Origin of the sequence: Bradyrhizobium sp. AZCC 1610 (assembly GCF_036924515.1) — a bacterium.
Lineage (GTDB): Bacteria > Pseudomonadota > Alphaproteobacteria > Rhizobiales > Xanthobacteraceae > Bradyrhizobium.
Genome location: NZ_JAZHRR010000001.1, coordinates 1739807 through 1764765 on the forward strand (window position 1 = coordinate 1739807; position 24959 = coordinate 1764765).

General features: G+C 63.6%; 19 protein-coding genes. 11 read left to right on the forward strand and 8 right to left on the reverse strand.

What is annotated here, in order from left to right:
• Positions 1-4 precede the first annotated feature (4 nt).
• The 5 genes from otnI to V1279_RS08445 all read left to right on the forward strand — a co-directional run bounded on the left by otnI (position 5) and on the right by V1279_RS08445 (position 8053).
• Complete coding sequence (gene otnI / locus V1279_RS08425) at positions 5-787, forward strand: 2-oxo-tetronate isomerase (RefSeq protein ID WP_334434297.1); 783 nt, start codon at positions 5-7, stop codon at positions 785-787.
• Positions 784-2061 (forward strand): 3-oxo-tetronate kinase, encoded by a 1278-nt coding sequence (gene otnK / locus V1279_RS08430; protein WP_334434299.1) that lies wholly within the window; start codon positions 784-786, stop codon positions 2059-2061. Before otnI ends, otnK begins: the two co-directional genes overlap by 4 nt.
• A 187-nt stretch (positions 2062-2248) precedes the next feature.
• Positions 2249-3940, forward strand: a complete 1692-nt coding sequence (locus V1279_RS08435; protein ID WP_334434301.1) for a methyl-accepting chemotaxis protein — start codon at positions 2249-2251, stop codon at positions 3938-3940.
• Between the two features lie 242 nt (positions 3941-4182).
• The gene (locus tag V1279_RS08440; protein ID WP_334434303.1) at positions 4183-6213 is read left to right on the forward strand and encodes a methyl-accepting chemotaxis protein; all 2031 of its coding nucleotides are present in this window, start codon (positions 4183-4185) and stop codon (positions 6211-6213) included.
• 139 nt (positions 6214-6352) lie between these two features.
• Positions 6353-8053: a methyl-accepting chemotaxis protein gene (locus tag V1279_RS08445; protein WP_334434305.1), complete on the forward strand. Its 1701-nt coding sequence runs from the start codon at positions 6353-6355 to the stop codon at positions 8051-8053.
• A gap of 84 nt (positions 8054-8137) precedes the next feature.
• On the opposite strand, the gene V1279_RS08450 is transcribed toward V1279_RS08445, so the two are convergent.
• The gene (locus V1279_RS08450) at positions 8138-8428 is read right to left on the reverse strand and encodes a hypothetical protein (RefSeq protein WP_334434307.1); all 291 of its coding nucleotides are present in this window, start codon (positions 8426-8428) and stop codon (positions 8138-8140) included.
• A gap of 317 nt (positions 8429-8745) precedes the next feature.
• Between V1279_RS08450 and V1279_RS08455 the strand changes: the two genes are divergently transcribed.
• Positions 8746-9474, forward strand: coding sequence for a helix-turn-helix domain-containing protein (locus V1279_RS08455; protein WP_334434309.1), 729 nt, complete (start codon positions 8746-8748; stop codon positions 9472-9474).
• Positions 9475-9731: 257 nt separating this feature from the next.
• Entirely contained in the window at positions 9732-11471 is a 1740-nt protein-coding gene (locus V1279_RS08460; protein ID WP_334434310.1) for a methyl-accepting chemotaxis protein, read from the forward strand.
• 178 nt (positions 11472-11649) lie between these two features.
• On the opposite strand, the gene V1279_RS08465 is transcribed toward V1279_RS08460, so the two are convergent.
• On the reverse strand, positions 11650-13164 hold the full coding sequence (locus tag V1279_RS08465) for an acetyl-CoA acetyltransferase (RefSeq protein WP_334434311.1): 1515 nt from the start codon (positions 13162-13164) through the stop codon (positions 11650-11652).
• Positions 13165-13298: 134 nt separating this feature from the next.
• Positions 13299-14432 (reverse strand): nitronate monooxygenase, encoded by a 1134-nt coding sequence (locus V1279_RS08470; protein WP_334434313.1) that lies wholly within the window; start codon positions 14430-14432, stop codon positions 13299-13301.
• Positions 14433-14682: 250 nt separating this feature from the next.
• Here V1279_RS08470 and V1279_RS08475 point away from each other — a divergent pair, with 250 nt between their 5' ends.
• A complete protein-coding gene (locus V1279_RS08475; RefSeq protein ID WP_334434315.1) occupies positions 14683-16344 on the forward strand; it encodes a flavin-containing monooxygenase in 1662 nt (553 codons plus the stop codon).
• Between the two features lie 99 nt (positions 16345-16443).
• Here V1279_RS08475 and V1279_RS08480 read toward each other — a convergent pair whose 3' ends face one another.
• Positions 16444-17595, reverse strand: a complete 1152-nt coding sequence (locus V1279_RS08480; protein ID WP_334434317.1) for an aminotransferase class V-fold PLP-dependent enzyme — start codon at positions 17593-17595, stop codon at positions 16444-16446.
• A gap of 252 nt (positions 17596-17847) precedes the next feature.
• Between V1279_RS08480 and yghU the strand changes: the two genes are divergently transcribed.
• A complete protein-coding gene (gene yghU / locus V1279_RS08485) occupies positions 17848-18741 on the forward strand; it encodes a glutathione-dependent disulfide-bond oxidoreductase (protein ID WP_334434319.1) in 894 nt (297 codons plus the stop codon).
• A gap of 23 nt (positions 18742-18764) precedes the next feature.
• Positions 18765-19520, forward strand: coding sequence for an alpha/beta fold hydrolase (locus tag V1279_RS08490; RefSeq protein WP_334434320.1), 756 nt, complete (start codon positions 18765-18767; stop codon positions 19518-19520).
• An 84-nt stretch (positions 19521-19604) separates the two neighbouring features.
• On the opposite strand, the gene V1279_RS08495 is transcribed toward V1279_RS08490, so the two are convergent.
• From V1279_RS08495 to V1279_RS08510, 4 genes are all read right to left on the reverse strand, one after another.
• Entirely contained in the window at positions 19605-20225 is a 621-nt protein-coding gene (locus V1279_RS08495; protein ID WP_334434322.1) for a flavin reductase family protein, read from the reverse strand.
• Between the two features lie 115 nt (positions 20226-20340).
• Positions 20341-21615 (reverse strand): acyl-CoA dehydrogenase family protein, encoded by a 1275-nt coding sequence (locus V1279_RS08500; protein ID WP_334434324.1) that lies wholly within the window; start codon positions 21613-21615, stop codon positions 20341-20343.
• A gap of 227 nt (positions 21616-21842) precedes the next feature.
• Positions 21843-23183 carry an amidohydrolase gene (locus V1279_RS08505; protein ID WP_334434326.1) on the reverse strand — a complete coding sequence of 447 codons (1341 nt, stop codon included), beginning with the start codon at positions 23181-23183 and terminating at the stop codon, positions 21843-21845.
• A gap of 120 nt (positions 23184-23303) precedes the next feature.
• Positions 23304-23684: a VOC family protein gene (locus V1279_RS08510; protein ID WP_334434328.1), complete on the reverse strand. Its 381-nt coding sequence runs from the start codon at positions 23682-23684 to the stop codon at positions 23304-23306.
• 322 nt (positions 23685-24006) lie between these two features.
• Between V1279_RS08510 and htpX the strand changes: the two genes are divergently transcribed.
• The gene (gene htpX, locus V1279_RS08515; RefSeq protein WP_334434330.1) at positions 24007-24942 is read left to right on the forward strand and encodes a zinc metalloprotease HtpX; all 936 of its coding nucleotides are present in this window, start codon (positions 24007-24009) and stop codon (positions 24940-24942) included.
• Positions 24943-24959 lie beyond the last annotated feature (17 nt).

Sequence of the window (24959 nt, forward strand, 5' to 3'; positions counted from 1 at the left end):
GCCGATGCCGCGCTTTGCCGCCAATCTCTCCATGATGTTCACCGAAGTCCCGTTCCTTGACCGCTTCGAGGCGGCGGCGAAAGCGGGCTTCATCGCGGTCGAATTCCTGTTTCCCTACGATCATCCCGCGGAGGCCGTCGGCGAACGGTTGAAGAAGAACGGCCTCACGCAGGCGCTGTTCAACCTGCCGCCGGGCAATTGGGACGCCGGCGAAAAAGGTTTTGCGGCGCTGCCGGAGCGCTTTGACGATTTGAAGCGCAGCCTCGAGACGGCGCTTCCTTACGTGAAGGCGACCGGCGTCAAGCGGCTGCACCTGATGGCCGGCATCGCCAGCCGCAGCGAACCGAAAGCCGTCGAGCAGTTCTATAAATCGGTGGCGTGGACCACGGAGTTCTTCGCGCCTCATGGCCTCGATGTCGTGATCGAGCCGATCAATGCCCGCAACGTGCCGGGCTACTTTCTCAACGACTTTACCTTTGCTCGCGACCTGATCGCCGAACTGAAAATACCGAACCTGAAACTGCAGTTCGATATCTATCACTGCCAGATCATCCATGGCGACGTCACCATGCGGCTGCGCGAGATGATGCCGATCACAGGCCACGTCCAGATCGCCAGCATCCCCTCGCGCAACGAGCCCGATAGTGAAGAGCTGAACTATCCGTTCCTGTTCGCCGAGCTCGACCGGCTCGGCTATGGCGGCTTCGTCGGCTGCGAATACAATCCGCGCGCCAAGACCACTGATGGCCTCGCCTGGTTCAAGCCCTATGCCGGAGTAAAGCCGTGAAATTGTCCTTGGGCTGCATCGCCGACGACTATACCGGCGCCTCCGATCTCGCCAACACGCTGACCCGTCAGGGTCTGCGCACGGTGCAGACCATCGGCGTGCCATCGGACGATTTGGCATTGCCCGAGGTCGACGCGGTGGTGGTGTCGCTCAAGAGCCGTTCGATCGAGGCTGATGTTGCGGTTGATCGTTCGCGCGCGGCGGAGAAATGGCTGCGCGGCCGCGGCGCCGGCCATGTGCTGTTCAAGATCTGCTCGACCTTCGATTCCACCGACGCCGGCAATATCGGTCCCGTGATGGATGCGCTGCGCGCCGATTGCAGCGAGACAATCGTGCTGGTGACGCCGGCCTTTCCGGAAACCGGCCGCACCGTCTATCAGGGCAATCTGTTCGTCGGCGCCGTGCCGCTTAACGAAAGCCCGTTGAAGGACCATCCGCTCAATCCAATGCACGATTCCAACCTGGTGCGGGTGCTGGCGCGCCAGAGCCAGACCAAGATCGGACTGGTCGATCTCGCGACGCTTTCGCGCGGCGCGGATGCGGTTCGCGGACGCCTTGCCGATCTCGCGGGAAAGAACATCGGCGCCGCGATCATCGACGCCGTGTTCGACCGCGATCTGGAAACCATCGGGGATGTCGCGCTGGACCACCGCCTGTCCGTCGGCGCGTCCGGTATCGGGCTCGGCATCGCCCGGGCGCTGGTCGCTTCCGGCAAGGTCAAATCGGCTTTGGCCGGTGCGGTCTCCAGCGCGCCGGTCGGCGGACCGGCGGCGTGCCTGGCGGGGAGCTGTTCGCAGGCGACGCTGGCGCAGATCGCCAACGCCGAAAAGACCATGGCCGTGCTGCATCTCGATCCCGAACAGATCATCGCCGGGCCTGCCGAGGTACGGCGGGCGCTCGGCTGGGCGAGTGACCGAATCAGCGGCGGCCCGATCCTGATCGCCAGCAGTTCGACGCCGGATCAGGTCGCAGCTCTGCAATCTCGTCATGGCCGCGATGCAGCCGGACATGCCATCGAGCAGGCGATGGCCGACATCGCCGAAGGTCTGGTGCGCTCGGGCGTGCGGCGATTGGTGGTCGCCGGTGGTGAAACTTCAGGCGCCGTGGTCGATCGCCTGCGCATTCCCGGATTCCTCGTAGGCGCAGAAATCGCTGCAGGAGTGCCGGTTTTAAGCGCTGTTGGCGCCGACAGAGGCGAGATGTTGCTTGCCCTGAAATCGGGCAATTTCGGCGGGCCTGAGTTTTTTTCCGATGCGCTGAAGCTGATGCGCTGATCGCCTCAACGGCGTTCATGTCCCTGTGAGGCCGGCCCGCGTCGGTATTTTTGCCAACGCGCGTTAACTCTACCTGAGGGCGCATCGGGTTTGATGTCGGCAAGGCATCCTCCGTCTTCCAGCCTTCCCGCCGTGCCACCATCCGGCGTGCTCCCCCGGCGCGCCCAAGACCAAGAGATTCGGACCCATGCTCGCCAGGTACTCCATCCGCACCAAGATCATCGCCGTGGTTGCCTTCCTGCTAGTCGCCATGACGGGCATGGGGCTGCTCGCGGTCCGGAACATGCGGGCCATCAACGCCAACACGGTGGACATCGCGACAAGCTGGATGCCGAGCGTTCGCGTGCTGGGTGACTTGCGCGCCGGCGTCATCACCTATCGCAACGTGATCCGCGAGCACATGCTGAGCGAGACGCTGGAAGAAAAGCTGGCGACGGAAAAGACCCTGGCTGCCGTGATCGAGGCCAACAACAAGATTCGCGCAGCCTATGAGCCGCTGATTACGTCGCCGGAAGAGCGCGCGCTGTATAGTGAGTGGGCGCAGCTCTGGGACAAATACCGCAGGGGCACCCAGGAAGTCATGGAACTGTCCCGCAATGCGGTCGGCCAGATTCCCACTGAAGCCAACGACCTGAATGCAACGACCGTGAACAAGATCGGGCTTCAGGCCGATGCCGTCCTGAAGAAGAGTATCGACCTCAACAACGCAGGCGCCGACAAGGCGGCACAGGAAGCGGTCGACAGCTACGCTTCCGCCTTGATCATTCTGGCCGTGATCCTTGGCGCGGCCGTGCTTATCGGCATCGCCGTCAGCTATTATCTGGTTCACGACGTATCTGATGGCATCGCCTCGATCGTCACCCCGATGCAGGCGCTCGGCCAGGGCGATCTGAGCGCGGATGTGCCGCATCAGGGCAAGAAGACCGAAATCGGCGCGATGGCGGACACCTTGCAGATATTCAAGCAGGCGCTGATTGCCAAGAAGGCCGCCGACGAGGCCGCAGCGCTCGATGCCGAAGCCAAGATCGAGCGCGGCCGGCGGGTCGACGGCATCACCCGTAATTTTGAAAACGTGATCGGCGAGATCGTCCAGACCGTGTCGTCGGCGTCGACCCAGCTCGAAGCTTCGGCCGGCACGCTGTCGGCGACCGCCGAACGCTCGCAGGCCCTGACCACGGCTGTGGCCTCGGCCTCCGAAGAGGCCTCCACCAACGTGCAGTCGGTGGCGTCTGCGACCGAAGAGCTTTCCACCTCGGTCGGCGAGATCGGCCGCCAGGTGCAGGAATCGGCGCGGATGGCGACGGATGCGGTCGGTCAGGCCCGTGTCACCAACGATCGGGTCAGCCAATTGTCCAAGGCGGCGAGCCGGATCGGCGACGTGGTCGAGCTCATCAACACCATCGCCGGCCAGACCAACCTGCTCGCGCTCAACGCCACCATCGAGGCGGCGCGCGCCGGTGATGCCGGCCGCGGCTTTGCCGTGGTGGCCTCGGAGGTGAAGGCGCTGGCGGAGCAGACGGCAAAGGCTACCGGCGAGATCAGCCAGCAGATTACCGGCATCCAGGGCGCGACCCAGGAATCGGTGAATGCGATCAAGGAGATCAGCGGCACCATTGAAAGGCTGGCGGAGATCTCCTCGACGATTGCGGCGGCGGTGGAAGAGCAGGGCGCGGCGACACAGGAAATCTCCCGAAACGTGCAGCAGGCGGCCCAGGGTACCCAGCAGGTTTCCTCCAACATCACCGACGTGCAGCGCGGTGCCGGCGAGACCGGCGCGGCCTCCTCGCAGGTGCTGTCGGCGGCGCAGTCGCTGTCGGGCGACAGCAACCGCCTCCGGCACGAGGTCGGCAAGTTTCTGGAGTCGGTCCGGGCAGCCTGACATCCGGCCGGCGGCAGACGGAGGGCCCGGCTGCCGAAAAAGGACGGGCTTTTCGCGCGTAACGCGAAATCGATAACGCTACAACCAGGTTGGGTCTTCCGTAGTTTCACAAGCGGAAATTAACCGGTCCCCACTACGCTGGCCCCGCATCTCCGGGATTCGCGCGCGAAGGTTGCTGGTTCCTTTGCGCCGCAAATTCCGCCTTTCGGAAAACTGCTTCAGAAGAATTTGGGGTCGTCGACATGATCAAGCTCAACCGTATCGGAAACAAACTGGGCTTGGCCGGGGCGGTCGGCGTCTTGCTGGCGATCGGCATGGTGGCCAACCAGATGGTCACCGAATCGAGAATCGAGGAAGGCAGCGGGCACGCCGCCCGGTCGCAACAGGTGGCCGACAACTCGCTCTCCGCGCATATCGACCTGCGCAAGATTCAGCTTGCCGCCAGCGCCGTCAGGCTGGCGAGAACCCCCGCCGAGGTCGAAAGGACCGTGGCCGATTTGCAGCGCCACAAAGCGAGCGAAGCAAAGGAACTGGATGCCGCGCTCGCAACCGCCCAGCGGCCGGACGCCAGGGAGCGGCTGCAGAAGATCAAGGCGTTGATGGACGGCTTTACCGCCGCCGTGGAAGATCTCGCCAAGGCGCAGACCACGTTGCTTACGCAGATCGAGAAGCGCTCGGTCGTCTCGGAGGAATGGACCAAGGCGGTCAATGCCCAGTTGGGTTCGCCGACCATGGCGAAGCTGGACAATCGCCTCGAGATCGAACGTTTGCTGTTTCAGGCCGACGGAAAGGTAAACGCATTGCGGGCAGCCGCCTGGAAACTCGGCGCCACCGGCGACGCCAGCCTGGTCACCGAGATGGGCAAGACCGAGGCCTCGCTGAAGGATGTTTTCAACAAGCTGCGCGGTGAAGCCGACGACCGCGAATTGCTGGTCGTGGTCAGCAACCTGTCCTCGATCGTCAAGCGCTTCCTCGCCGCCAATGAGGAAGCTGTAAAGACCGAGCAGTCGAAAAACGACATCATCGCCAATCGTACGGTCAAGGCCGCCGCAGATGTCGCCGATCTGATGGAAGCCACCGTCGATAGCGCGCAAAAGGATGCGAAGACCTCCAAGGACGAGGTCATGGCCGATACCGGGCGTGCCAACCGCATCAACCTGATCATGGCGATCATCGTCGTCATCTCGCTGATCGCCTCGGTCGTGTTTTCCTTCCTCGGGGTCGCGCGTCCGATGACGCGCCTGAACGGTGCGTTGGGCAGGATGGCCGGCGGCGATCTCGACGTCGAGATTCCCGGCGCCGGCCGCGGCGACGAAATCGGCGACCTCGCCAAGACGGTGACGGTCATCCGCGAGAACGCCGAGCACAAGGCGCGCGAGGAAGCCGGAGCCAAGGTCGAGCAGGACCAGGTCGCGGCGCAGCGGCGCAAGGCCGAAATGATCAAGCTCGCCGACGATTTCGAAGGTGCGGTCGGCAAGATCGTGGAGACCGTGTCGTCGGCGTCTACCGAACTCGAATCCGCCGCCGGCACGCTGACGGCGACCGCCGAACGCGCCCAGGAGCTGACCACGATGGTGGCCGCGGCTTCCGAGGAAGCCTCTACCAATGTGCAGTCGGTGGCTTCCTCCACCGAGGAGATGGCCTCGTCCATCACCGAGATCGGACGTCAGGTCCAGGAATCGGCGCGGATGGCCAATGAGGCCGTCGATCAGGCCCGCACCACCAATGGCCGGGTCAGCGAATTGGCGAAGGCGGCGGCCCGCATCGGCGCAGTGGTCGAACTCATCAACACCATCGCCGAGCAGACCAACTTGCTGGCGCTCAACGCCACCATCGAGGCGGCCCGCGCCGGCGACGCCGGCCGCGGTTTTGCCGTCGTGGCGTCTGAGGTAAAGGCGCTGGCGGAGCAGACCTCGAAGGCGACCGGCGAGATCGGCCAGCAGATCACCGGCATCCAGGCAGCGACCGAGGAGTCCGTCGGGGCGATCCAGGCGATCAGCAGCACCATCGAAAAGCTGTCGGAGATATCCTCGACCATTGCGGCCGCCGTGGAAGAGCAGGGCGCCGCAACCCAGGAAATCTCCCGCAATGTGCAGCAGGCCGCCCGGGGCACCCAGCAGGTCTCCGCCAACATCACCGACGTGCAGCGCGGCGCCGGCGAGACCGGCACGGCGTCCTCGCAGGTGCTCTCCTCGGCCCAGTCGCTGTCTTCGGACTCAGGCCGTCTCAAGCGCGAGGTCGGCAAGTTCCTCAATTCGGTGCGGGCGGCATAAGGCCGCCGACCGCGCAAGGCGCCCGGTCATTAGAATCCCGTATATCTACTGAGTACAAAATTAACGAGAAGAAAGCGGCTGACCTATACGATTCCGCGCAATGGGACGGACGACCCCCGTCGTCGCGCGGAGATCACGCATGTTTGCAATGATGCATCGGGCCAGGATGACCGTTGGCCGAAAGATTTATGCCCTCATCTGCCTCAGCTTCATCGGGCTCCTGGGCGTGACCTTTCTCGAATCGCGCGAATTGGCATCGAGCCTCGACCAGCAGAAACAGATCGAGCTGCGGCACCTCGGTGACCTCGCGCTCGGCATCATCAAGGAAGAGCATGCCGCGGTGCAGAAGGGCGGCGTTTCGGACGCCGACGCCCAGAAGCGCGCGATGGCGCGGATCGCGGCGCTCCGCTACGGCAGCAACGACTATTTCTGGATCAACGACATGCATCCGAAAATGGTGATGCATCCGATCAGGGCCGAGATGAACGGCAACGATCTGTCGAGCTACAAGGATCCGAACGGCAAGCTGCTGTTCGTCGACTTCGTCGATACGGTCAAAAAGAGCGGCTCAGGCTTCGTTCCCTATGAGTGGCCCAAGCCGGGCTTCAACACGCCGCAGCCGAAATTGTCCTACGTGGTCGGCTTCGCGCCGTGGAACTGGGTCGTCGGCACCGGCGTCTACATCGACGACCTGAAGGCGCAGACCTGGGCTTCGACCCAGCGGTCCCTGATCGTTGCCGGCGTGATCCTGCTGTTTACGCTCGTGGTGTCGATCTTCGTGGCGCGTAGCGTCACCGGTCCGCTGCAACGGATGACGGCCGCGATGAATGATCTCGCCAGCGGCAATCTTGCCGTCGAGGTGCCCGGCGTCGGACGCGGCGACGAGGTCGGCGAGATGGCCAAGGCAGTCGAGATCTTCAAGAGCAATGCCGTCGCCCGTCAGACGCTGGAGGCCGAGCAGCGCGAAGCGGAGATCCGCGCGACGAGCGGTCGCAAGGCGGACATGCACAAGATGGCCAACGATTTCGAAGCCGCCGTCGGCCAGATCGTCGAAGCGGTATCGTCGGCATCGAGCCAGCTCGAAGTATCCGCGGGCACGCTGACCGCGACCGCGGAACGCGCGCAGGAACTCGCAACAACGGTCGCGGCGGCCTCCGAGGAAGCCTCGACCAATGTGCAGTCGGTGGCGTCGGCCACTGAGGAGATGGCGTCGTCCGTCACCGAGATCAGCCGTCAGGTCCAGGACTCGGCGCGAATGGCTTCTGACGCCGTCGGCCAGGCCCGTACCACCACCGAGCGTGTCAGCGAACTATCGAAAGCGGCAACCCGCATCGGCGACGTCGTCGAGCTGATCAACACCATCGCGGGCCAGACCAACCTGCTTGCGCTCAACGCCACCATCGAGGCGGCGCGCGCCGGCGAAGCAGGCCGCGGCTTCGCGGTCGTGGCGTCCGAGGTAAAGGCGCTGGCCGAGCAGACCGCAAAGGCCACCGGCGAGATCGGCCAGCAGATCACCGGCATCCAGGCCGCGACCCAGGAATCCGTGAACGCGATCCAGGCGATCAGCGGCACCATCGAGAAGCTGTCGGAGATCTCGTCGACCATCGCAGCGGCCGTGGAAGAACAGGGTGCCGCGACGCAGGAAATCTCGCGCAACGTGCAGCAGGCGGCGACGGGTACCCAGCAGGTGTCCTCCAATATTACCGACGTGCAGCGCGGCGCCAGCGAAACCGGATCGGCGTCCTCGCAGGTGCTTGCGGCGGCGCAATCGCTGTCGGGCGACTCCAACCGCCTCAAGCTCGAGGTCGGCAGGTTCCTCGACTCGGTGCGGGCGGCCTGATCATACTGACTGTTCGGTCCGAAGCCGGCTCCTCATGCCGGCTTTGTGACCGCCGACGATCCGAATCAGAAGCGCAAGCTGCCTTCAGGCAGCCTGTTGTTCGGCTGCATGAGGAGCAGGAAACATCCCTAGATCGCAAAATTGCGATTGCGGCATGGGCCGACCAATCGCCCTGAGTGAAACTGACGGCGAATGTGGCCAATGAATTTCGGAAATCGGGAAAACTTGGTAATATGCAATGGCATCGTGAAGATCTGATGCCAGCAGATCTGATGCCATGTGTTCTGCGTCAATGAAGACGCGCCAGAACTCAAGACGCTTCATCCGATGGCAGGGTGCATCGAGGCACCCGTCCGCCATCGTCAAGTTGCGCATACGATCCCTCTCAATCCCGGCTAGCGCTTTTTTTCGTTGTTGCGACGATCGCTACCGACGGCTCGGATGACCGCCGCGTGTCGTTGCTTGATGAACTAGTTGAGTCTGACTTCGTGAAGATCAGCCGGTCTCCGGATATCGATCATTTCCGGAGCATCGAAGGATTGGGTGAGGCAAGCAGCATTCCGCTCGATCACCGGGACTTCGCCGCATCGTTCGCGTCGCTGAGGCTGAAAACCTGCACGGTCTATCTGCAGCGGACATTTCCGCGGATTCTTCAGATCCAATATTCCACGACCGGCGCGATCGTCGGTCTGATGATGGACGATGCGGGTTCGCTGATCCTGAATGGTGTGGAGGCCCGCGCGCCGACGTTGCTGATGGTCAAGGGCAGGGCGCAATGCGAGATCGTGGAGCAGCAGGCCAATCTGGTCGCCCTGGTGAATTTCGATTCCATCGATGATCGCGGCTGGCCGGGCGAGCTCGACCGCGCTCAGCTGATCGCAACGGAACCCGCCAAGTTCGAGGCACTTCGCACGACATTGCGCGATGTCCTGATGCTCGCGTCGCATTCGCCCGATACACTCGCTCAGCCTGATGTGATCGGGAGTGTTGAAGAATCGATCTTGCAGGCGGTCGATCTGGCGATGGCTGCGGCGTCGCCGGCGTCCGAAGGCAAGCGCCTGAGCCTGAGCCACTATCTGGCGCTGGTCCGGAAATTCGACGAGTTCGTTGCCGCGAACGCCGGCAAGACACTGTACAGCGCCGACGTGGCACGACAGCTTGGGGTCTCGGTACGGACGCTGCATAACGCCGTGGTTGCCATTCGCGGCATGAGCATGCATCGTTATATGCGGCTGCGGCGGCTGTGGAACGTGCGTCAGCAACTGCTGCGGGGGGCGTCGCCGCAATCGATCAAGGCGGTCGCGCTCGTGAACGGCTTCTGGCACATGGGCGAGTTCACTGCGCTGTATCGCGAGTTGTTTGGCGAAACGCCGCAGCAGACCTTGTCGGCGGCACGTAAGAATACGGACAGTCAGTCGTGATACCGGCGATGCGAGCGGCGATACCGTAGTTCTACGATTTCCTCAAGTCTCTCCGCTTAGCCCCTGATTAACCATCATATGAAACCTTAGCGGCATGAGTGTCGCTCTGTGGCGAAGCCGCCGCAGGAGTCTTTCGTTCGCAACGAACCGGCTCGTCCGATTATCCGGCCCGGCGCTTTTCAACCGTGATCCCGCGTGCCGCGGGAAGCAACGGCATCGCTGCGATCTCACTGACGCCTTTTTCAAGGACGCTACTCATGTCCCGTCTCATTCTGAATCTGTCGATCGGTGCCAAGCTCGGCATCGCCTCGGGCCTCGGTGTCCTGCTCGTCGTCGTGATGGTGGTCAGCCAGATGCGGGCCAACGCGGCGATGCGCGACGCGGATATGCGCAAGTCGGCGCAGCAGACGATCGCGCGAGATGGGGTGGACGCGAAGGCGTCGATTCGCGGCATGCAGACCGGCGTCCGTGATCTCCGTCTCGCAAACAGTGCGGCAGATCTGCAGAAGGCCAATGACTATCTGGCGGCGCGGCTCAAATCGGTGAACCGTTTTGCCGACGAGATGCTGCAATTGTCTGCCCCCGGAGAAACCCGCGCACGCACCGAGAAGCTCAAGACCAGGGCAGCAGACTATGCGAAAGCAGCCCAACAGATCGCATCGGTTCGCGGTGAAGCCGTAGCTGCGGCGGGCGGGTCCGACGCCGCCACGCGGATTGCCAAACTGAATGAAGAAGCGACCCGGATTGCCCGCGAAGTGACGCTGCCGATCGCGGCCGAACTGGAATCTCTCGCCAACCAGATCGCCGAGTCAGCGAAGCAGGGTGTGGATCAGGAAGCGGCCCGGGCCACTCGGGAAATGGCCGCCGCCGAACGGGAGTCCATGGCAGTCGGTCTCTGCACGATCCTCCTCTTGATCGGCACTTCCGTGTTCTCGTTCTTCACGATCGCCCGCCCGATGCGCGCGCTGAGCGTGTCGATGGAGGAACTCGCGGGTGGCAACTTCGCAGTAGTGTTGCCCGGCCTGGGACGCAAGGACGAACTCGGCGCCGTCGCCGGTGCCGTCGAGAAGTTCAAGGTCGTCTCGGAACAGAAGGCGCGCGACGAGGCCGAAGCCAAGATGAAGCAGGACCAGGTCGCAGCGCAGCAGCGCAAGGCCGATATGGTCAGGCTGGCGGATTCTTTTGAGACAGCGGTCGGCGAGATCGTCGAAACCGTGTCGTCGGCGTCTACCGAACTCGAAGCTTCCGCCGGCACGCTGACGGCAACCGCCGAGCGCGCGCAGCAAGTGACGACCATGGTGGCCGCGGCTTCGGAAGAAGCATCCACCAACGTGCAGTCGGTGGCATCGGCGACAGAGGAGCTGTCTTCCTCGGTTAACGAGATCAGCCGCCAGGTCCAGGAATCGGCGCGGATGGCCGGCGAGGCCGTGGACCAGGCCCGTCACACCAACGACCGCGTCAGCGAATTGTCGAAGGCGGCCGCCCGCATCGGCGACGTGGTCGAACTCATCAACACCATCGCCGGCCAGACCAATCTCCTGGCGCTCAATGCCACCATCGAGGCCGCGCGTGCCGGTGAAGCCGGCCGCGGTTTTGCCGTCGTGGCCTCCGAAGTGAAGGCGCTCGCCGAACAAACCGCAAAGGCCACCGGCGAGATCGGCCAGCAGATTACCAGTATCCAGGGCGCGACCCAGGAGTCGGTGAACGCGATCCAGGCAATCAGCGGCACCATCGAACGGCTGTCGGAGATCGCATCGACGATAGCGGCGGCGGTGGAGGAGCAGGGCGCAGCGACGCAGGAAATCTCCCGCAACGTGCAGCAGGCGGCTCAGGGCACCCAGCAGGTCTCCTCCAACATCTCCGACGTGCAGCGCGGCGCCAGCGAGACCGGCTCCGCGTCGTCGCATGTGCTCTCCGCGGCGCAGTCGCTGTCGTCAGACTCCAACCGCCTCAAGCTCGAAGTCGGCAAGTTCCTGGACACGGTGCGGGCGGCTTGATGAGGCTGAGCCACCGCATCGGAAGATCAAGCGACGGTTTTCCCGTGCCCCGGACGCAGCGCAGCACGCGGTGATACGCTGCAGAGCCGGGGCCCATCTCAAGAGGGCGGCGAGTGGCCGCAGTGGGTCCCGGCTCTGCGGAGCTGCGCTACGCGCTGCACCGCGTCCGGGACACGAACTAGGCCACTCGCCACTCCAGCACGCCATCTTCTGCCGTGACAATATCGCCGACCGATCCGACCGGCGTCCGATCCATGTTCAGCAAATGCTTCAGTGTCGCTGCGTCATTGGCGGGGATGCGGGCCAGCGCCCGCGCGTCGCCCTCGGTGCGCAGCATCACCACGCCGTGCTCGATCTCGCCCTTGCCCTTGTAGATCACCGTAAAACTCTCGACCTTGCCCTTGCCTGAAGCTTCGGTGACGAAGTCCGGCACCTTGCGGCGATTGCGGTCGGCCTCGGCCTGTACGCTGGTGTCCTGCGCGATCGCCTCTTTCGGCGCCTCGCGCGACAGCACCAGCCCGTGATGTTTGGTGACGAAGCCGCCTTGGCCGTAGAGCAGGCCGAGCTTGCCGCTTTGACGAAGCTTGCGCACCATCGCGACGGCCGCATGCGTCATATAGGTGTTGAGCGGCGCGCCGAAGAAGGTCAGGCCGCCGGTTACCGTCGGCTGCACGTCGGGGCCGAGGCCGAGCGTTCGCCGTGCCATCTTGGGCACGCAGGGAAAGCAGCTATAAAGCTCGATGGCGTCGAATTTTTTGCCGTCGCCCTCGACGAGGTCCATTACTGCCTTCAGCACGGCGTTCTGCGGGTGACTTTCGTAGAACTGGTCGCGCACGAGATAATCGCGCGGCTCTTCCGCCGAGGCGCCGCCGATCGGATAGATCAGGCGATCTTCGGGCACGCCGGCCGCCCGGGCCTTCGCCAGCGACGTCAGCAGCACCGCGCCACCCATGTTCACGGTCGGATTGGCCACCATCAGTTTTGTGTACGGCCAGGCGATCAGGCGGTTTTCCGGTGTGGGCGTGGTGATCTCGTCAGCTGTAAAGCGCTTCTTCAGCCAAGAATTTTCATTCTCGGAAGCGACGCGCGCATAGGTCGACCACAGCGCACCGGATTCCGCCAGCGCCTCGCGCGGGGTTTGGCCCCAATGTGCTGATGTTGCGGATTCATACAGCGGGTAGACCGTGATGGGGCGGAAGACGCCGAGCTTCACCGCCATCGGTTTCTGGAACGCCGCGCCGCGCTTCGGCTCCTCGACGTCATGCGCGAACGGCGTCCAGGGCAGCGCGATGCCGCTGCGCTCGGCCTTGGTCGCGGTCGATTGCGCCTCCGCGCCGCAGACCACGGCCACGCTGCACTCGCCGCGCGCGATGCGCTTTGCTGCTTCATGAATGTAGCGGATCGGGCTCTCGCCGCCGACCGGGCCATAATAGCAATGTGCCGGATTGGCGCCGAGCCGTGCCGCAAGCTGCTTCTCCGGATCGCGGTAGCGCCAGCTCAGGAAATTGACGACGTCGAGCGAGCCGAGCTCGCCGATCAGTTTTGCTCCGCTGTCCGATTCTGCGCGCCGCACGGCTTGTTCGAGCAGCGCCAGCGGCTCGAGGCCGGCGGCGATGTCCTTGGGCCGGTCGGCGATTTCGCCAACGCCGACGATGACGGCAATGCGGTCTTCGGGGAGGGGGGAGTTTGGCATTTTTTCTTGTTTCACTTTCGATTGATTAGTTTGGTGCATCCGTCATTGCGAGGAGCGTAGCGACGAAGCAATCCATGCTTTCTTTGTTGTGAGATGGATTGCTTCGCTTCGCTCGCAATGACGTCGAGAGACTCTCACTCCTCCATCAACATATTCATATGCTCCACCGCGTCGGCAAAATCCTCCTTGAATTCCTGCACCACGGCGCCGGCCGATTTCACGCTGTCGAGCAGGCCGACGCCCTGGCCGACAAAGTAGGTCACGAGGTCGCGCGCCTGCACGTTGCCGGCGGCGGCGGCGCGGTCGATCGAGTTGAAGGCGTCGCGGCTGATGATGCTCTGCAGCGGCATCGGCAGCGCGCCGGGGCTGTCCGGCCCACGGTCCCACGCGTCGGTCCACACCGAGCGCAATTGCCGCGCCGGCTTGCCGGTGCGGCCCTTCGAGCGCACGGCGTCGCGCGAGGACGCCGCGATCATCTTTTCGCGGAAGATTTCAGTGGTTTCCGACTCCACCGTCGCCAGCCACACCGATCCGGTCCATGCGCCGGCGGCGCCCATCGCCATGCACGCCGCCATCTGCCGTCCGGTCATGATGCCGCCGGCGGCCAGCACCGGCACGTCGCGGACCGGCTTGATCGCCTTGATCACCTCGGGCACCAGCACCATGGTCGAGACCTCGCCGCAATGGCCGCCGGCCTCGGTGCCTTGCACCACCAGAATGTCGACACCGGCCGCGACCTGTCGCAGCGCATGTTCCTTGGCGCCGACCAGCGCCGCGACCGGAACATTGTGTTTCTTGCCCATGTCAATCATCGCCTTCGGCGGCACGCCAAGCGCATTCGCAATCAGCTTGATCGGATGGCGGAACGAAACCTCGAGCACCTCAAGCGCGCGCTGCGCATCGAACGGCTGCGGCTGGTTGTCGGCGACGTTGGTCGTCGTCAGTTCGACGCCGTATTTCTTCAGCAGGTCGCGGGTGAAGTCGCGATGCTGCGGCGAGATCCGCGCCTCCAGGCTCTTCCACGTGACGTCCTTTTCGCCCGCGGTCGAAATGTTTTCCGGAATCAGCACGTCGAGCCCGTAGGGCTTGCCGTCGGTGTGATCGTCGATCCACTTCAGCTCCTGCTCGATCGTCTCCGGTGAATGCGCGGTCGCGCCCAGCACGCCAAAGCCGCCGGCGCGGCTGACGGCCGCGACCACGTCGCGGCAATGGCTGAAGGCGAGCAGCGGAAACTCGATTCCCAGCATGTCGCAGATTGGCGATTTCATGATTGGTTGCTCCCTGTGGCGGCCGCGGGCCAGCCGCTCATTGTTGGTTTTGATTGGCGGTGTTGAACCGACGCTAGCCCATCGGGGGTCTCAATGCCAAGCGGCCTTGACCCTCAGTGGCACCATGAAGAGCGGACATTCCACCTCGCAAAATATGCAAGGCCAGCCAGCGGATTTGCGTCTTGCGCTTTGGCGCCACGGAAGGAATGCTGCTTGCCAAATCGAAGAGAATATCAGGGAGCCCGTCTTCATGTCCGCCATGCCATCCGCCGCCGCCAGACCCACTGAGACTTACGACGTCGTCGTGGTCGGTGCGGGCTTTGCCGGCATGTACATGCTGCACCGGTTGCGCGGGCAGGGGATGACGGCGCGCGTCTTTGAGCAGGGCTCGGGCGTCGGCGGCACCTGGTACTGGAACCGCTATCCCGGCGCGCGCTGCGACGTCGAGAGCATGCAGTATTCCTATTCGTTCTCCGAGGAGCTGCAGCAGGAATGGGACTGGAGCGAGCGTTACGCGCCGCAGCCCGAGATCTTGAAATACGCCAACCACGTCGCCGACCGCTTCAACCTGCGGCCCGACATCCAGTTCAACACCCGCGTCGACAGCGCCGCGTTCGACGAGACGACGTCGCTATGGTCGGTCTCGACCTCCGACGGCAAGACCGTCACGGCAAAATTCGTCGTTCTCGCCACCGGCTGCCTGTCGAACGCGCGGATGCCCGACATCAAGGGTCTCGATCGCTTCAAGGGCAAGGTCTATCACACCGGCCACTGGCCGCATGAAGAAGTCGATTTCACCGGCCAGCGCGTCGGCGTCATCGGCACCGGATCGTCGGCGATCCAGTCGGTGCCGGTCATTGCCGAACAGGCGAGCCAGCTGACGGTATTCCAGCGCACCGCGAATTTTTCTATTCCCGCCCGCAATGCCGCGCTCAGCGAGCAGGAGCGGGAGAAGTTTCGCGCCAACTATCCCGAGATCAGGCGCTTTGCGCGCGAGGTGGCAAAGAACGGCATCTATACCGAAATGCCCGATCGCGGCGCGCTCGATGACGGCGACGACGAGCGCCGCGCGAAATACGAGGCACGCTGGAGCCGCGGCGGGCTCACCTTCATGTCGGTCTACAACAACCTTGCGCTCGACAAGGCGGCCAACGACACCGCCGCGAATTTCGTCCGTGAAAAAATCGCCGAGATCGTCAAGGACCCGGAGACGGCAAAGCTGTTGCAGCCGAACAACCATCCGATCGGCTCAAAGCGCATCTGCATCGACACGGAGTATTTCGCGAGCTTCAACCGCCCCAACGTGACGCTGGTCGACATCAGGTCCAATCCGATCGAGGAGATCACGGAGAATGCCGTGCGCGTCGGCGCCAGGGATTACGAAGTCGATGCGCTGGTGCTGGCGACCGGCTTTGACGCCATGACGGGGTCGGTGGCGAAGATCGACATTCTCGGCCGTGGCGGCCAGACGCTGAACCAGAAATGGGCCGCGGGCCCGCGCACCTATCTCGGCCTGATGAGCGCGGGCTTCCCCAACCTCTTCGTCATCACCGGTCCGGGCAGCCCGTCGGTGCTGTCGAACATGATCGTCTCGATCGAGCAGCACGTCGACTGGATCACCGACTGCATGGCCTATATGCGCGATCGCGGCCTCGGCACGATGGAAGCAGCTACCGACGCCGAAGACAAATGGGTCGCGCATGTCAACGAGGTCGCCTACACCACGCTCTATCCGCAGGCCAATTCCTGGTACATGGGCGCCAACGTCCCCGGCAAGCCCCGGATTTTCATGCCCTATATTGGCGGCGTCGGCCCCTACCGGCAGATCTGCAACGATGTTGCGGCCAAGGGCTATGAAGGGTTTGTGATGGAGAGGGCGGAGGCGCCGCGAAAGTTGGCTGCGTCATCGTAGCCGCTCCCGTAGGGTGGGTAAAGCGAAGCGTGCCCACCATCTATTGGCGTGACGGCACGATGGTGGGCACGGCGCAAGTGCGCCTTTGCCCACCCTACGTCAGCCCCGCAGCCGCCGCGTCAACACCTCAACGAACCGGTCAGCGTCGGCTTCATCGTTATAGACGTGCGGCGACACACGCATCCGTCCCAGGCGAGGCGCAACATAGACGCCTTCGCTTGCCAGTCCTTCGACGAGGCCCGGCGGCATTCCGCCCTTGAAGGCGAGGCTCAATACATGCGGCGCCCGCAGATGTGGTTTTGGAACGCTGACGCCGATGCCGCGCGCGCCCGCTGCGATCCGCTCCGTCAGCATCGTGAGACGTTGCACAATGGCCGGTGCGCCCCAGTCAGCCATCATCTCCATGCCGATCGAGGCCATCTCCATCGAGATGAAATGATCGCGCTCGCCCATGTCGAAGCGCCGCGCATCGGGAACGTAACTGAGATCGGTGAAATAGACCGCGTTATCGGCGCGCACGTTGCAGCGGCCGGACGCGGTCTGCTCAAGCGGGATACCGCCTTGATGGCGTTTCGCAACATAGAGAAAGGCGCGGCCGTAAGGGCCGAGCAGCCATTTGTAGGTCGGGAAGATCATAAAATCTGGGTCGAGATGCTTCACGTCGGTCGTCAGTACGCCGGTGCCGTGCGTCGCGTCGATGAGGAAGGTAGCGCCCCGCTGCTGGAGTGCCGCGCCGACCTTGTCGACATCGATCAACCCACCGTCCGACCAGTGCACCGAGGAGATCGAGGCCAGACTGATCGGCTGGGCGCCGGATCGTTCGATGCTTTCGAGAACCGCCGACGTCCAGTCGCCATCGTCAGGTTGCCGAACCGTCTCGACGGCGAACCCTTCCGCCTCGGCCCGCGTCTGCCATTCGAGCACCGGCGAGGAATGATCGTTCTCCAACACGATCACGCGCGTGCCGCGGGCGATCGGCAGCATCTTAGCGGCGGTCGCAACGCCGTAACTGATCGAGGGAATCAGCGCGATATCTGCGGCCTCGGCATTGATCAGCCGGGCGGCAGCGGCGCGCGCACGCTCGTGCTGCGCGTTTGCAAAACCAGCCTCGAGCGTCCACGGCGTGCCCTTGCGGAGAACCGCGGCGCGGCCGGCCTCCAGCGTTCGAAGCGGCAGCGGGCTGTAGGAGGCGGCATTCAGATAGCAGATCTGGCGGGGTATCTCGAACAAGGCGCGCTGTGATGGGAGCATTGGGATGGTCTCTTTTGTAGCGGACACATCCAGTATGGCCGATCTCGACTACGCCAGCCACAGCAGCATTGCTCCGAGTACACCTGCCTCGTGCAATCAGGGCAGGCGTGGCATGGCGCATTCCTCCCCTGACTTTTGTGCGCTTTTTGTTTGGTTGCAGTGCTGGTACGAAACCTTACATGGATTGCGCCGGCCGCCGCGCGACAGATCACGCAATCGCGAGACGGCTCGAAGGAGCCTGGAGCCCAGCCAATGACCGACGCCCCCGTCATCGACCCGTCAGCCTACGTCCCGCCAAAAGTCTGGACCTGGAACAAAGAGAGCGGCGGCCAGTTCGCCAGTATCAACCGCCCGATCGCAGGCGCCACGCATGAGGCCGAACTACCGGTCGGCCGCCATCCGTTTCAGCTCTATTCGCTGGCTACTCCCAACGGCGTCAAGGTCACGGTCATGTTCGAGGAGCTGTTGGCGGCCGGCCACAGCGGCGCGGAATACGACGCGTGGCTGATCAAGATCGACGGCAATCAGTTCGGCAGCGGTTTTGTCGCCGTTAATCCGAACTCGAAAATTCCGGCGCTGATGGATCGCAGCGGGCCTCAGCCGATCCGCGTGTTCGAGTCCGGCGCGATCCTGATGCATCTCGCCGAAAAGTTCGGAGCGTTCCTGCCGACCGCTGGTGCGGCGCGGGCCGAATGCCTGTCATGGCTGTTCTGGCAGATGGGCAGCGCGCCGTTTCTCGGCGGCGGTTTCGGCCATTTCTACGCCTACGCGCCGACCAAGATCGAATACGCCATCGACCGCTACGCCATGGAGGTGAAGCGCCAGCTCGATGTGCTCGATCGCCGTCTTGCCGACAACGAATTTCTCGCCGGCCACGAATACACGATCGCCGACATGGCCACCTGGCCGTGGTACGGCGCGCTGGCCAAGGGCCTCGTCTATGGCGCCGGCGAATTCCTGTCGGTGCACGAATACAAGAACGTGCAGCGCTGGACCGATGCGATTGCAAAACGCCCTGCGGTGAAGCGCGGCCGCATGGTCAACCGGATCTCGGGCGATCCGGCGAGCCAGTTGCACGAGCGGAATGAGACCTCAGATTTCGACACGAAGACGCAGGACAAGATCGGAGAGCCCGCGAAGACGTAAAGCGCGGGCAGAGGGAAACCGTCATGAGCTTTTTCGAAAAAGGCGCCGTTCGTATCCACTATGAGGAAGCCGGCTCCGGCTTTCCGCTACTCTTGATCGCCGGCGGCGGACTGAACTCGAACATCGCTGGCATTACTGGCGACTACCCGCCCTTCAACGCCATCAAGGAGTTTGGCGACGAGTACCGCTGCATCGCCTTCGACCTGCGCAATGCCCCGCCCGGCCAATCCTCCGGTCCGCTCGAGATCGACCGCCCCTGGGATTCCCACACCGACGACCAACTCGCGCTGATGGATCACTTGGGCTTCGAAAAATTCATGGTGCTGGGCTTCTGCATCGGCGGTCCGCTGATCTGGAATCTGATCAAGCGCGCGCCGGAGCGCGTGGTGGCGGGTGTGCTGGCGATGCCGTCGGGCTCGCGCCCCGAAATGCGCGACCTGTTCTACGACAACAACATGAAGGGCTGGGCGCCGGAACTGACAAAACGCCGGCCCGACATCACGATGGAGATGGTCGAGAAATTTTTAACGCGGATGTACCGCACCAACCCGGATTTCGTCTTCACCGTGACGCGCGACTTCGTCCGCCAATGCCAGACGCCGGTCTTGATCCTGCCCGACGATATCCCGGCGCACCCCTATGCGGTCGCGATGGAGAGCGCTCTGCTGGCGCCGAACGCGGAAGTCAGCCTGTTTCCGTGGAAGGAGCCGAAAGAGCGGGTGCCGCTCGCGGTGCGCCAGATCCGGTCTTTCTTGCGCGCGCATAGGCCAACGCCATAGTCCGTAGGATGGGTGGAGCGCAGCGATACCCATCAGCGCCATAGCCATTATTGATGGGTATCGCTTCGCTCCACCCATCCTACGTTAAACCGCCGTCTTCGCGCCCTCGGCCGGCGGAAACACTACGCGATCATCGGTCCGACAGTAACGATCCGCGAACATGCGGCCGATCGGGTGATAGCGCTCCATATGCACGCGCATCGCGGCGTGGTCCCACAATTCGTCGCGGATGTGGAAATGGATGCCTTCGCCCATCACCAGCAGCCGGTCGCCGTTGACGTCGATTTCCTTCCAGGTCTTGCATTCCATCGCAAACGGCGCATCCGCCAGCCGCGGCACGGCGATTTTCGTCGAGGGTGCCAGTTTGAGATTCAAATAATCCGGCTCGCCGATCTCGGGCGGGAAGTCGCCGCTGCTCTCGTGCATCGCATGCGCCAGCGCCTCGTCGGTCATGTTGACCACGAATTCGTTCGTCGCGCGGATGTTGATCACCGTGTCCTTGACGCGGCCGTCCGGGCGCAAATTGGCGGCGAACATGCAGAGCGGTGGATCCTCGCAGAACACGTTGAAGAAACTGAACGGCGCCGCGTTGACCACGCCGGCAGGTCCCATCGACGTCACCCACGCGATCGGCCGCGGCAGCACGAACGACGTCAGCACCTTGTAGCGCTCGCGGGGTTTTAAGTCGCTGGGGGCGTATTGCATGCAAGGGGGCTCCGCGTAGGGTGGGCAAAGCGCAGCGTGCCCACCATTCAGCGCGGGCGCAAGTAGCGGTGGGCACGGCGCTTGCGCGCCTTTGCCCACCCTACGATAGCTCAAGCTACGGCATGCTCAGTTCATGCCGGCCGACCACCATCCAGTGCACCTCATCCGGACCGTCGGCGAAGCGCAGGTGACGGACATCCTGGTACATCTCGCCGAGCGGGCTCCACTGCGAAATGCCGGTGGCGCCGTGCATCTGGATCGCCTGGTCGATGATCTTGCAGGTGCGCTCCGGCACCATGGCTTTCACCATGCTGACCCAGATCCGCGCTTCCTTGTTGCCGAGGACGTCCATCGCCTTGGCCGCTTTCAGCACCATCAGCCGCATCGCCTCGATCTCGCAGCGCGCCTGGGCAATGATCTGCAGATTCCCGCCGAGATGGGCGATCTTCTTGCCGAAGGCTTCGCGGGTCAGACCGCGCGACACCATCAGGTCGAGCGCCTTTTCGGCCTTGCCGATCGTGCGCATGCAGTGATGGATGCGGCCCGGCCCGAGCCGAACCTGCGAGATTTCAAAGCCGCGGCCTTCGCCGAGCAGCATGTTCTCCTTTGGCACCCGGCAATTGTTGAAGCGCAGGTGCATGTGGCCGCGCGGCGCGTGGTCGTGGCCGAACACGTGCATCGGGCCCAAAATCTCGACGCCGGGGGTGTCTGTTGGTACCAGGATCTGCGACTGCTGCTTGCTCGGCGGCGCGTCGGGATTGGTCTTCACCATCACGATCATGATCTTGCAGCGCGGATCGCCGGCGCCCGAAATGTAATACTTCTCGCCGTTGATCACCCATTCGTCGCCGACGAGTTTTGCCGTCGTCGAAATGTTCTTGGCGTCGGACGAGGCGACGTTGGGTTCGGTCATGGCGTAGGCGGAACGGATTTCGCCATTGAGCAGCGGCTTCAGCCACTTCTCCTTCTGCTCCTTGGTGCCGACGCGCTCCAGCACCTCCATGTTGCCGGTATCGGGTGCCGAGCAATTCATAGTTTCCGAGGCCAGCGGATTTTTCGCGAGTTCGACCGCGATATAGGCGTAGTCGAGATTCTTCAGGCCCTGGCCGGTCTCGTCATCGGGCAGGAAGAAATTCCACAGGCCTTCCTCCTTGGCCTTGTCCTTGGCCTTCTGCAGCACCGCGAGTTGTTCGGGCGTAAAGCTCCAGCGATCCTTCTTGCCTTCGCCAAGCCGCATGAACTCGACCGACATCGGGTCGACAGTTTCGCGGATGAACTTCTTGACATGCTCGTAGAGCGGACGGACCTCGTCCGACATCCGCAAATCGTTGAGTTCTTCGCCCGGATTGAGATTGTAGGTCGTCGTTCGCGGGATGTAGGCGTGTTTCATGGATTATTTCCTCCCATTTGCGCAAGAACGTTCATCTTGCGGGCGCGCGCGGCTCGTTGGCCGGCAATGTAGACGGCGGGGCAGGGCTTGCACAAGCGCGCGCGAATGCGCGCGATTTTCCGCCTCATGGCAAGTGCGTAGGATGGGTGGAGCGAAGCGATACCCATCGATCCTCTCTCGCGCGTGACGGTGATGATGGGTTTCGCTGCGCTCTACCCATCCTACGATCATTTGTGCCGGGCCTTCTGATCGAAGGCACTGAGAACAGCGAGCGTCATCGCGGTAATCCCGGTCTCGATGGTCGGCTTCGGCACCGGCGCGAACAAGGGCGAGTGGTTGGCCGGCAGCTGCGGACCTTCGCCCTCGCGGGCGGCAGCGACGCGCTCCGGCTCGTAGACGCCGATTCTGAAGAACATCGAGGGCACGCCGGCGTTGATGAACTCCGAATAATCTTCGCTGGGCGTGACGGGCGGTATTGGCCTGAGCTTGTCGCCGAACGCCGCTTTCAGCACTTTTTCTGCCGTGGCAACCACGCCGGGATCATTGATCACGGCCTTGGTGCCTTCGGTGATCGTGATCACCGGCTCCGGCGCATTCGACATGGCGGCGACCGCCTTCGCTGTCCGCTCGATACCTGCGAGCATCTTGGCGCGCACCTCCGGCTTGAAGCTGCGGATGGTGCCTGCCAGCACCACATCGTCGGGAATGATGTTTACCGCGGTGCCGCCGTGGATCGTACCTACGCTGACAACGCCAAATTCGGTCGGATCCTTTTCGCGGCTGACCACACTCTGAACATCGACGACAAAGCGCGCGGCCATCATCACGGGGTCAATGGTTGCCTGCGGCACCGCGCCGTGACCCCCACGGCCGCGGAATTTGATGTAGAGGCCGTCGGCAGTCGAGGAGCCGGCCCCGACGGTATAGAGCACGGTGCCATAGGCGAAGGCACCGTTTGCGTGCAAAGCAAAGCCGAAATCGGGCTTCGGAAATCGCGTGAACAGGCCGTCCTCCAGCATGGCCTTGGCGCCCGCCACGATTTCTTCCGCCGGCTGGGCGATGAACATCAGCGTGCCGCGCCAGTGGTCTTTCAGGCCGAGCAGCGTCTTCGCCGTTCCGACCCAGCTCGCCATGTGGATGTCGTGGCCGCAGCTATGGGCGACGAACACCTCCCGCCCGTTCCAGTTGGTCTTGTCGCGGCTGGCATAGTCGAGGCCGGTCTTCTCCTCCATCGGCAGCGCATCGAGCTCGGTGCGCACCATGATGGTGGGGCCGTCGCCGTTTCGGTAAATGGCGACCAGCCCGGTCTTGCCGACGTTTTCAGTGACGTCGAAGCCGAGCGCGCGCATCTCCGCGGCGAGCCGGGCTGCGGTTTTCACCTCCTGAAAGGCGAGTTCGGGATGGGCGTGGAGTTCCTTGTAGAGCGCGTCGAGCTTTGGATAGTCGCTCGCGAGCGACGTCTCGATCGCCTTCCTCAGACTGGCGACATCGAGCTCGGCATGGGCCGGCGCCAGACTTGCCGCGAGTAGCGTGACGGACGCCGCTAACGAACTGACAAATCGATTCATGACTTAGCGCTCCTTGATCGGGCCGTCATGCCCGGCCTTGTGCCGGGCATCCACGTCCTTCCTTTTGCAATGAAGACGTGGATGGCCGGGACAAGCCCGGCCATGACGGAAGAAGGGCAGTTACGTCGGCATCCGATGCATCGCGCAGATCTTGTTGCCGTCGAGATCGCGCAAATAAGCCAGATAGAGTTTGCCCGCGCTGCCTTCGCGCACGCCCGGCGGATTCTCGCAGGTGGTGCCGCCATTGGCGATGCCGGCCGCGTGCCAGGCGTCGGCCTGCTCGGGCGATTCAGCCGCAAAGCCGATGGTGCCGCCGTTCGCCGGCGTCGCCGCCTGGCCGTTGATCGGCTTGGTCACCGAGAACACGCCGGTCTTGGTGAAGTAGAAAATGCGGTGACCGTCGACCTTTGCCGGCCGGACGCCGAGCGTGCCGAGCAGCGCGTCGTAGAACGCTTTGGCCTTTTCGAGGTCGTTGGTGCCGATCATCACGTGCGAAAACATTTCGTCAATTCCTCCCGAGCTTGCTTGGCCGAACAGCTGCTATTGCCGTGGGCCTCGGTTTGCGGAGGCGCAAGGCGTGCACGCTGCCCGTTGGCGGCCAATGTAGACGGCGGCGTTGGCGTTGCACAAGCGTGCCCGCCGATCCCAGTGAAAAGCCCTCCAGAACCCACAAATTACGGATCGTTAATCCGGCCCGGGCGTTGGTTCCTGCGGCAAGCGCGGCGCCTCGACGCACCCCTTCATCTTGAAGCGCCGCCAGGGGAATTCCTACCTTTGGGATGCCAGCCACGGCGCATCCGCCGCAGGCGGCAGGGAGACGACAATGAGCTATCTGAAGACTGCCATTCTGCTGGCCGGTCTCACCGGCCTCTTCATGGGCGTCGGCTATCTGATCGGCGGTGCCGGCGGTGCCATGATCGCGCTCGCGATCGCGGCTGCGACCAACCTGTTCGCGTACTGGAATTCGGACCGCATGGTGCTGTCGATGTACGGCGCCCAGGAGGTCGACCAGCGCACCGCGCCCGACCTCTTCAATCTGGTGGCCGAGCTGGCCGGCCGCGCCGGTCTGCCGATGCCGCGCGTGTTCGTGATGGACGAGGCGCAGCCCAACGCGTTCGCCACCGGCCGCAATCCGCAGAATGCGGCGGTTGCCGTGACCACGGGCCTGATGCAATCGCTCAGCCGCGAGGAACTCGCCGGCGTGATCGCGCACGAGCTCGCGCACATCAGGAATCACGACACGCTGCTGATGACCATCACCGCGACGATCGCCGGTGCGGTCTCGATGCTGGCGCAGTTCGGCATGTTCTTCGGCGGCAATCGCGACAACGGCCCCGGCATCATCGGCTCGATCGCGATGATGATCCTGGCCCCGCTCGGCGCCATGCTGGTGCAGATGGCGATCAGCCGGACCCGCGAATATGCCGCCGACGATCTCGGCGCGCGCATCTGCGGCCAGCCGACGTGGCTGGCGTCCGCCCTGGCCAAGATCGCCAACGCCGCGCATGTGGTCCCGAACCCGGAAGCCGAGCGCAATCCGGCGACGGCGCACATGTTCATCATCAACCCGCTGTCGGGTCACGGCATGGACAATCTGTTCACGACGCACCCGTCGACCGAGAACCGCATCGCCGCGTTGCAGCAGCTCGCGGCGGAAATGGGCGCACAGGGCGGGATGCCTTCCGCCAGCGCCCGCGGCAACTATCCGCGCCGCAGCCCGTGGGGCCGGCCCTCGGCCTCACGCGGACCGTGGGGATAAGAATCGCCGCCGTCGCC

Coding starts and splice junctions, on each gene's coding strand:
- otnI (WP_334434297.1), top strand. CDS start 5: ATGCCGCGCTTTGCCGCCAATCTCTCCATGATGTTCACCGAAGTCCCG.
- V1279_RS08435 (WP_334434301.1), top strand. CDS start 2,249: ATGCTCGCCAGGTACTCCATCCGCACCAAGATCATCGCCGTGGTTGCC.
- V1279_RS08440 (WP_334434303.1), top strand. CDS start 4,183: ATGATCAAGCTCAACCGTATCGGAAACAAACTGGGCTTGGCCGGGGCG.
- V1279_RS08445 (WP_334434305.1), top strand. CDS start 6,353: ATGTTTGCAATGATGCATCGGGCCAGGATGACCGTTGGCCGAAAGATT.
- V1279_RS08450 (WP_334434307.1), bottom strand. CDS start 8,428: ATGCGCAACTTGACGATGGCGGACGGGTGCCTCGATGCACCCTGCCAT.
- V1279_RS08455 (WP_334434309.1), top strand. CDS start 8,746: ATGATGGACGATGCGGGTTCGCTGATCCTGAATGGTGTGGAGGCCCGC.
- V1279_RS08460 (WP_334434310.1), top strand. CDS start 9,732: ATGTCCCGTCTCATTCTGAATCTGTCGATCGGTGCCAAGCTCGGCATC.
- V1279_RS08465 (WP_334434311.1), bottom strand. CDS start 13,164: ATGCCAAACTCCCCCCTCCCCGAAGACCGCATTGCCGTCATCGTCGGC.
- V1279_RS08470 (WP_334434313.1), bottom strand. CDS start 14,432: ATGAAATCGCCAATCTGCGACATGCTGGGAATCGAGTTTCCGCTGCTC.
- V1279_RS08475 (WP_334434315.1), top strand. CDS start 14,683: ATGTCCGCCATGCCATCCGCCGCCGCCAGACCCACTGAGACTTACGAC.
- V1279_RS08480 (WP_334434317.1), bottom strand. CDS start 17,595: ATGCTCCCATCACAGCGCGCCTTGTTCGAGATACCCCGCCAGATCTGC.
- yghU (WP_334434319.1), top strand. CDS start 17,848: ATGACCGACGCCCCCGTCATCGACCCGTCAGCCTACGTCCCGCCAAAA.
- V1279_RS08490 (WP_334434320.1), top strand. CDS start 18,765: ATGAGCTTTTTCGAAAAAGGCGCCGTTCGTATCCACTATGAGGAAGCC.
- V1279_RS08495 (WP_334434322.1), bottom strand. CDS start 20,225: ATGCAATACGCCCCCAGCGACTTAAAACCCCGCGAGCGCTACAAGGTG.
- V1279_RS08500 (WP_334434324.1), bottom strand. CDS start 21,615: ATGAAACACGCCTACATCCCGCGAACGACGACCTACAATCTCAATCCG.
- V1279_RS08505 (WP_334434326.1), bottom strand. CDS start 23,183: ATGAATCGATTTGTCAGTTCGTTAGCGGCGTCCGTCACGCTACTCGCG.
- V1279_RS08510 (WP_334434328.1), bottom strand. CDS start 23,684: ATGTTTTCGCACGTGATGATCGGCACCAACGACCTCGAAAAGGCCAAA.
- htpX (WP_334434330.1), top strand. CDS start 24,007: ATGAGCTATCTGAAGACTGCCATTCTGCTGGCCGGTCTCACCGGCCTC.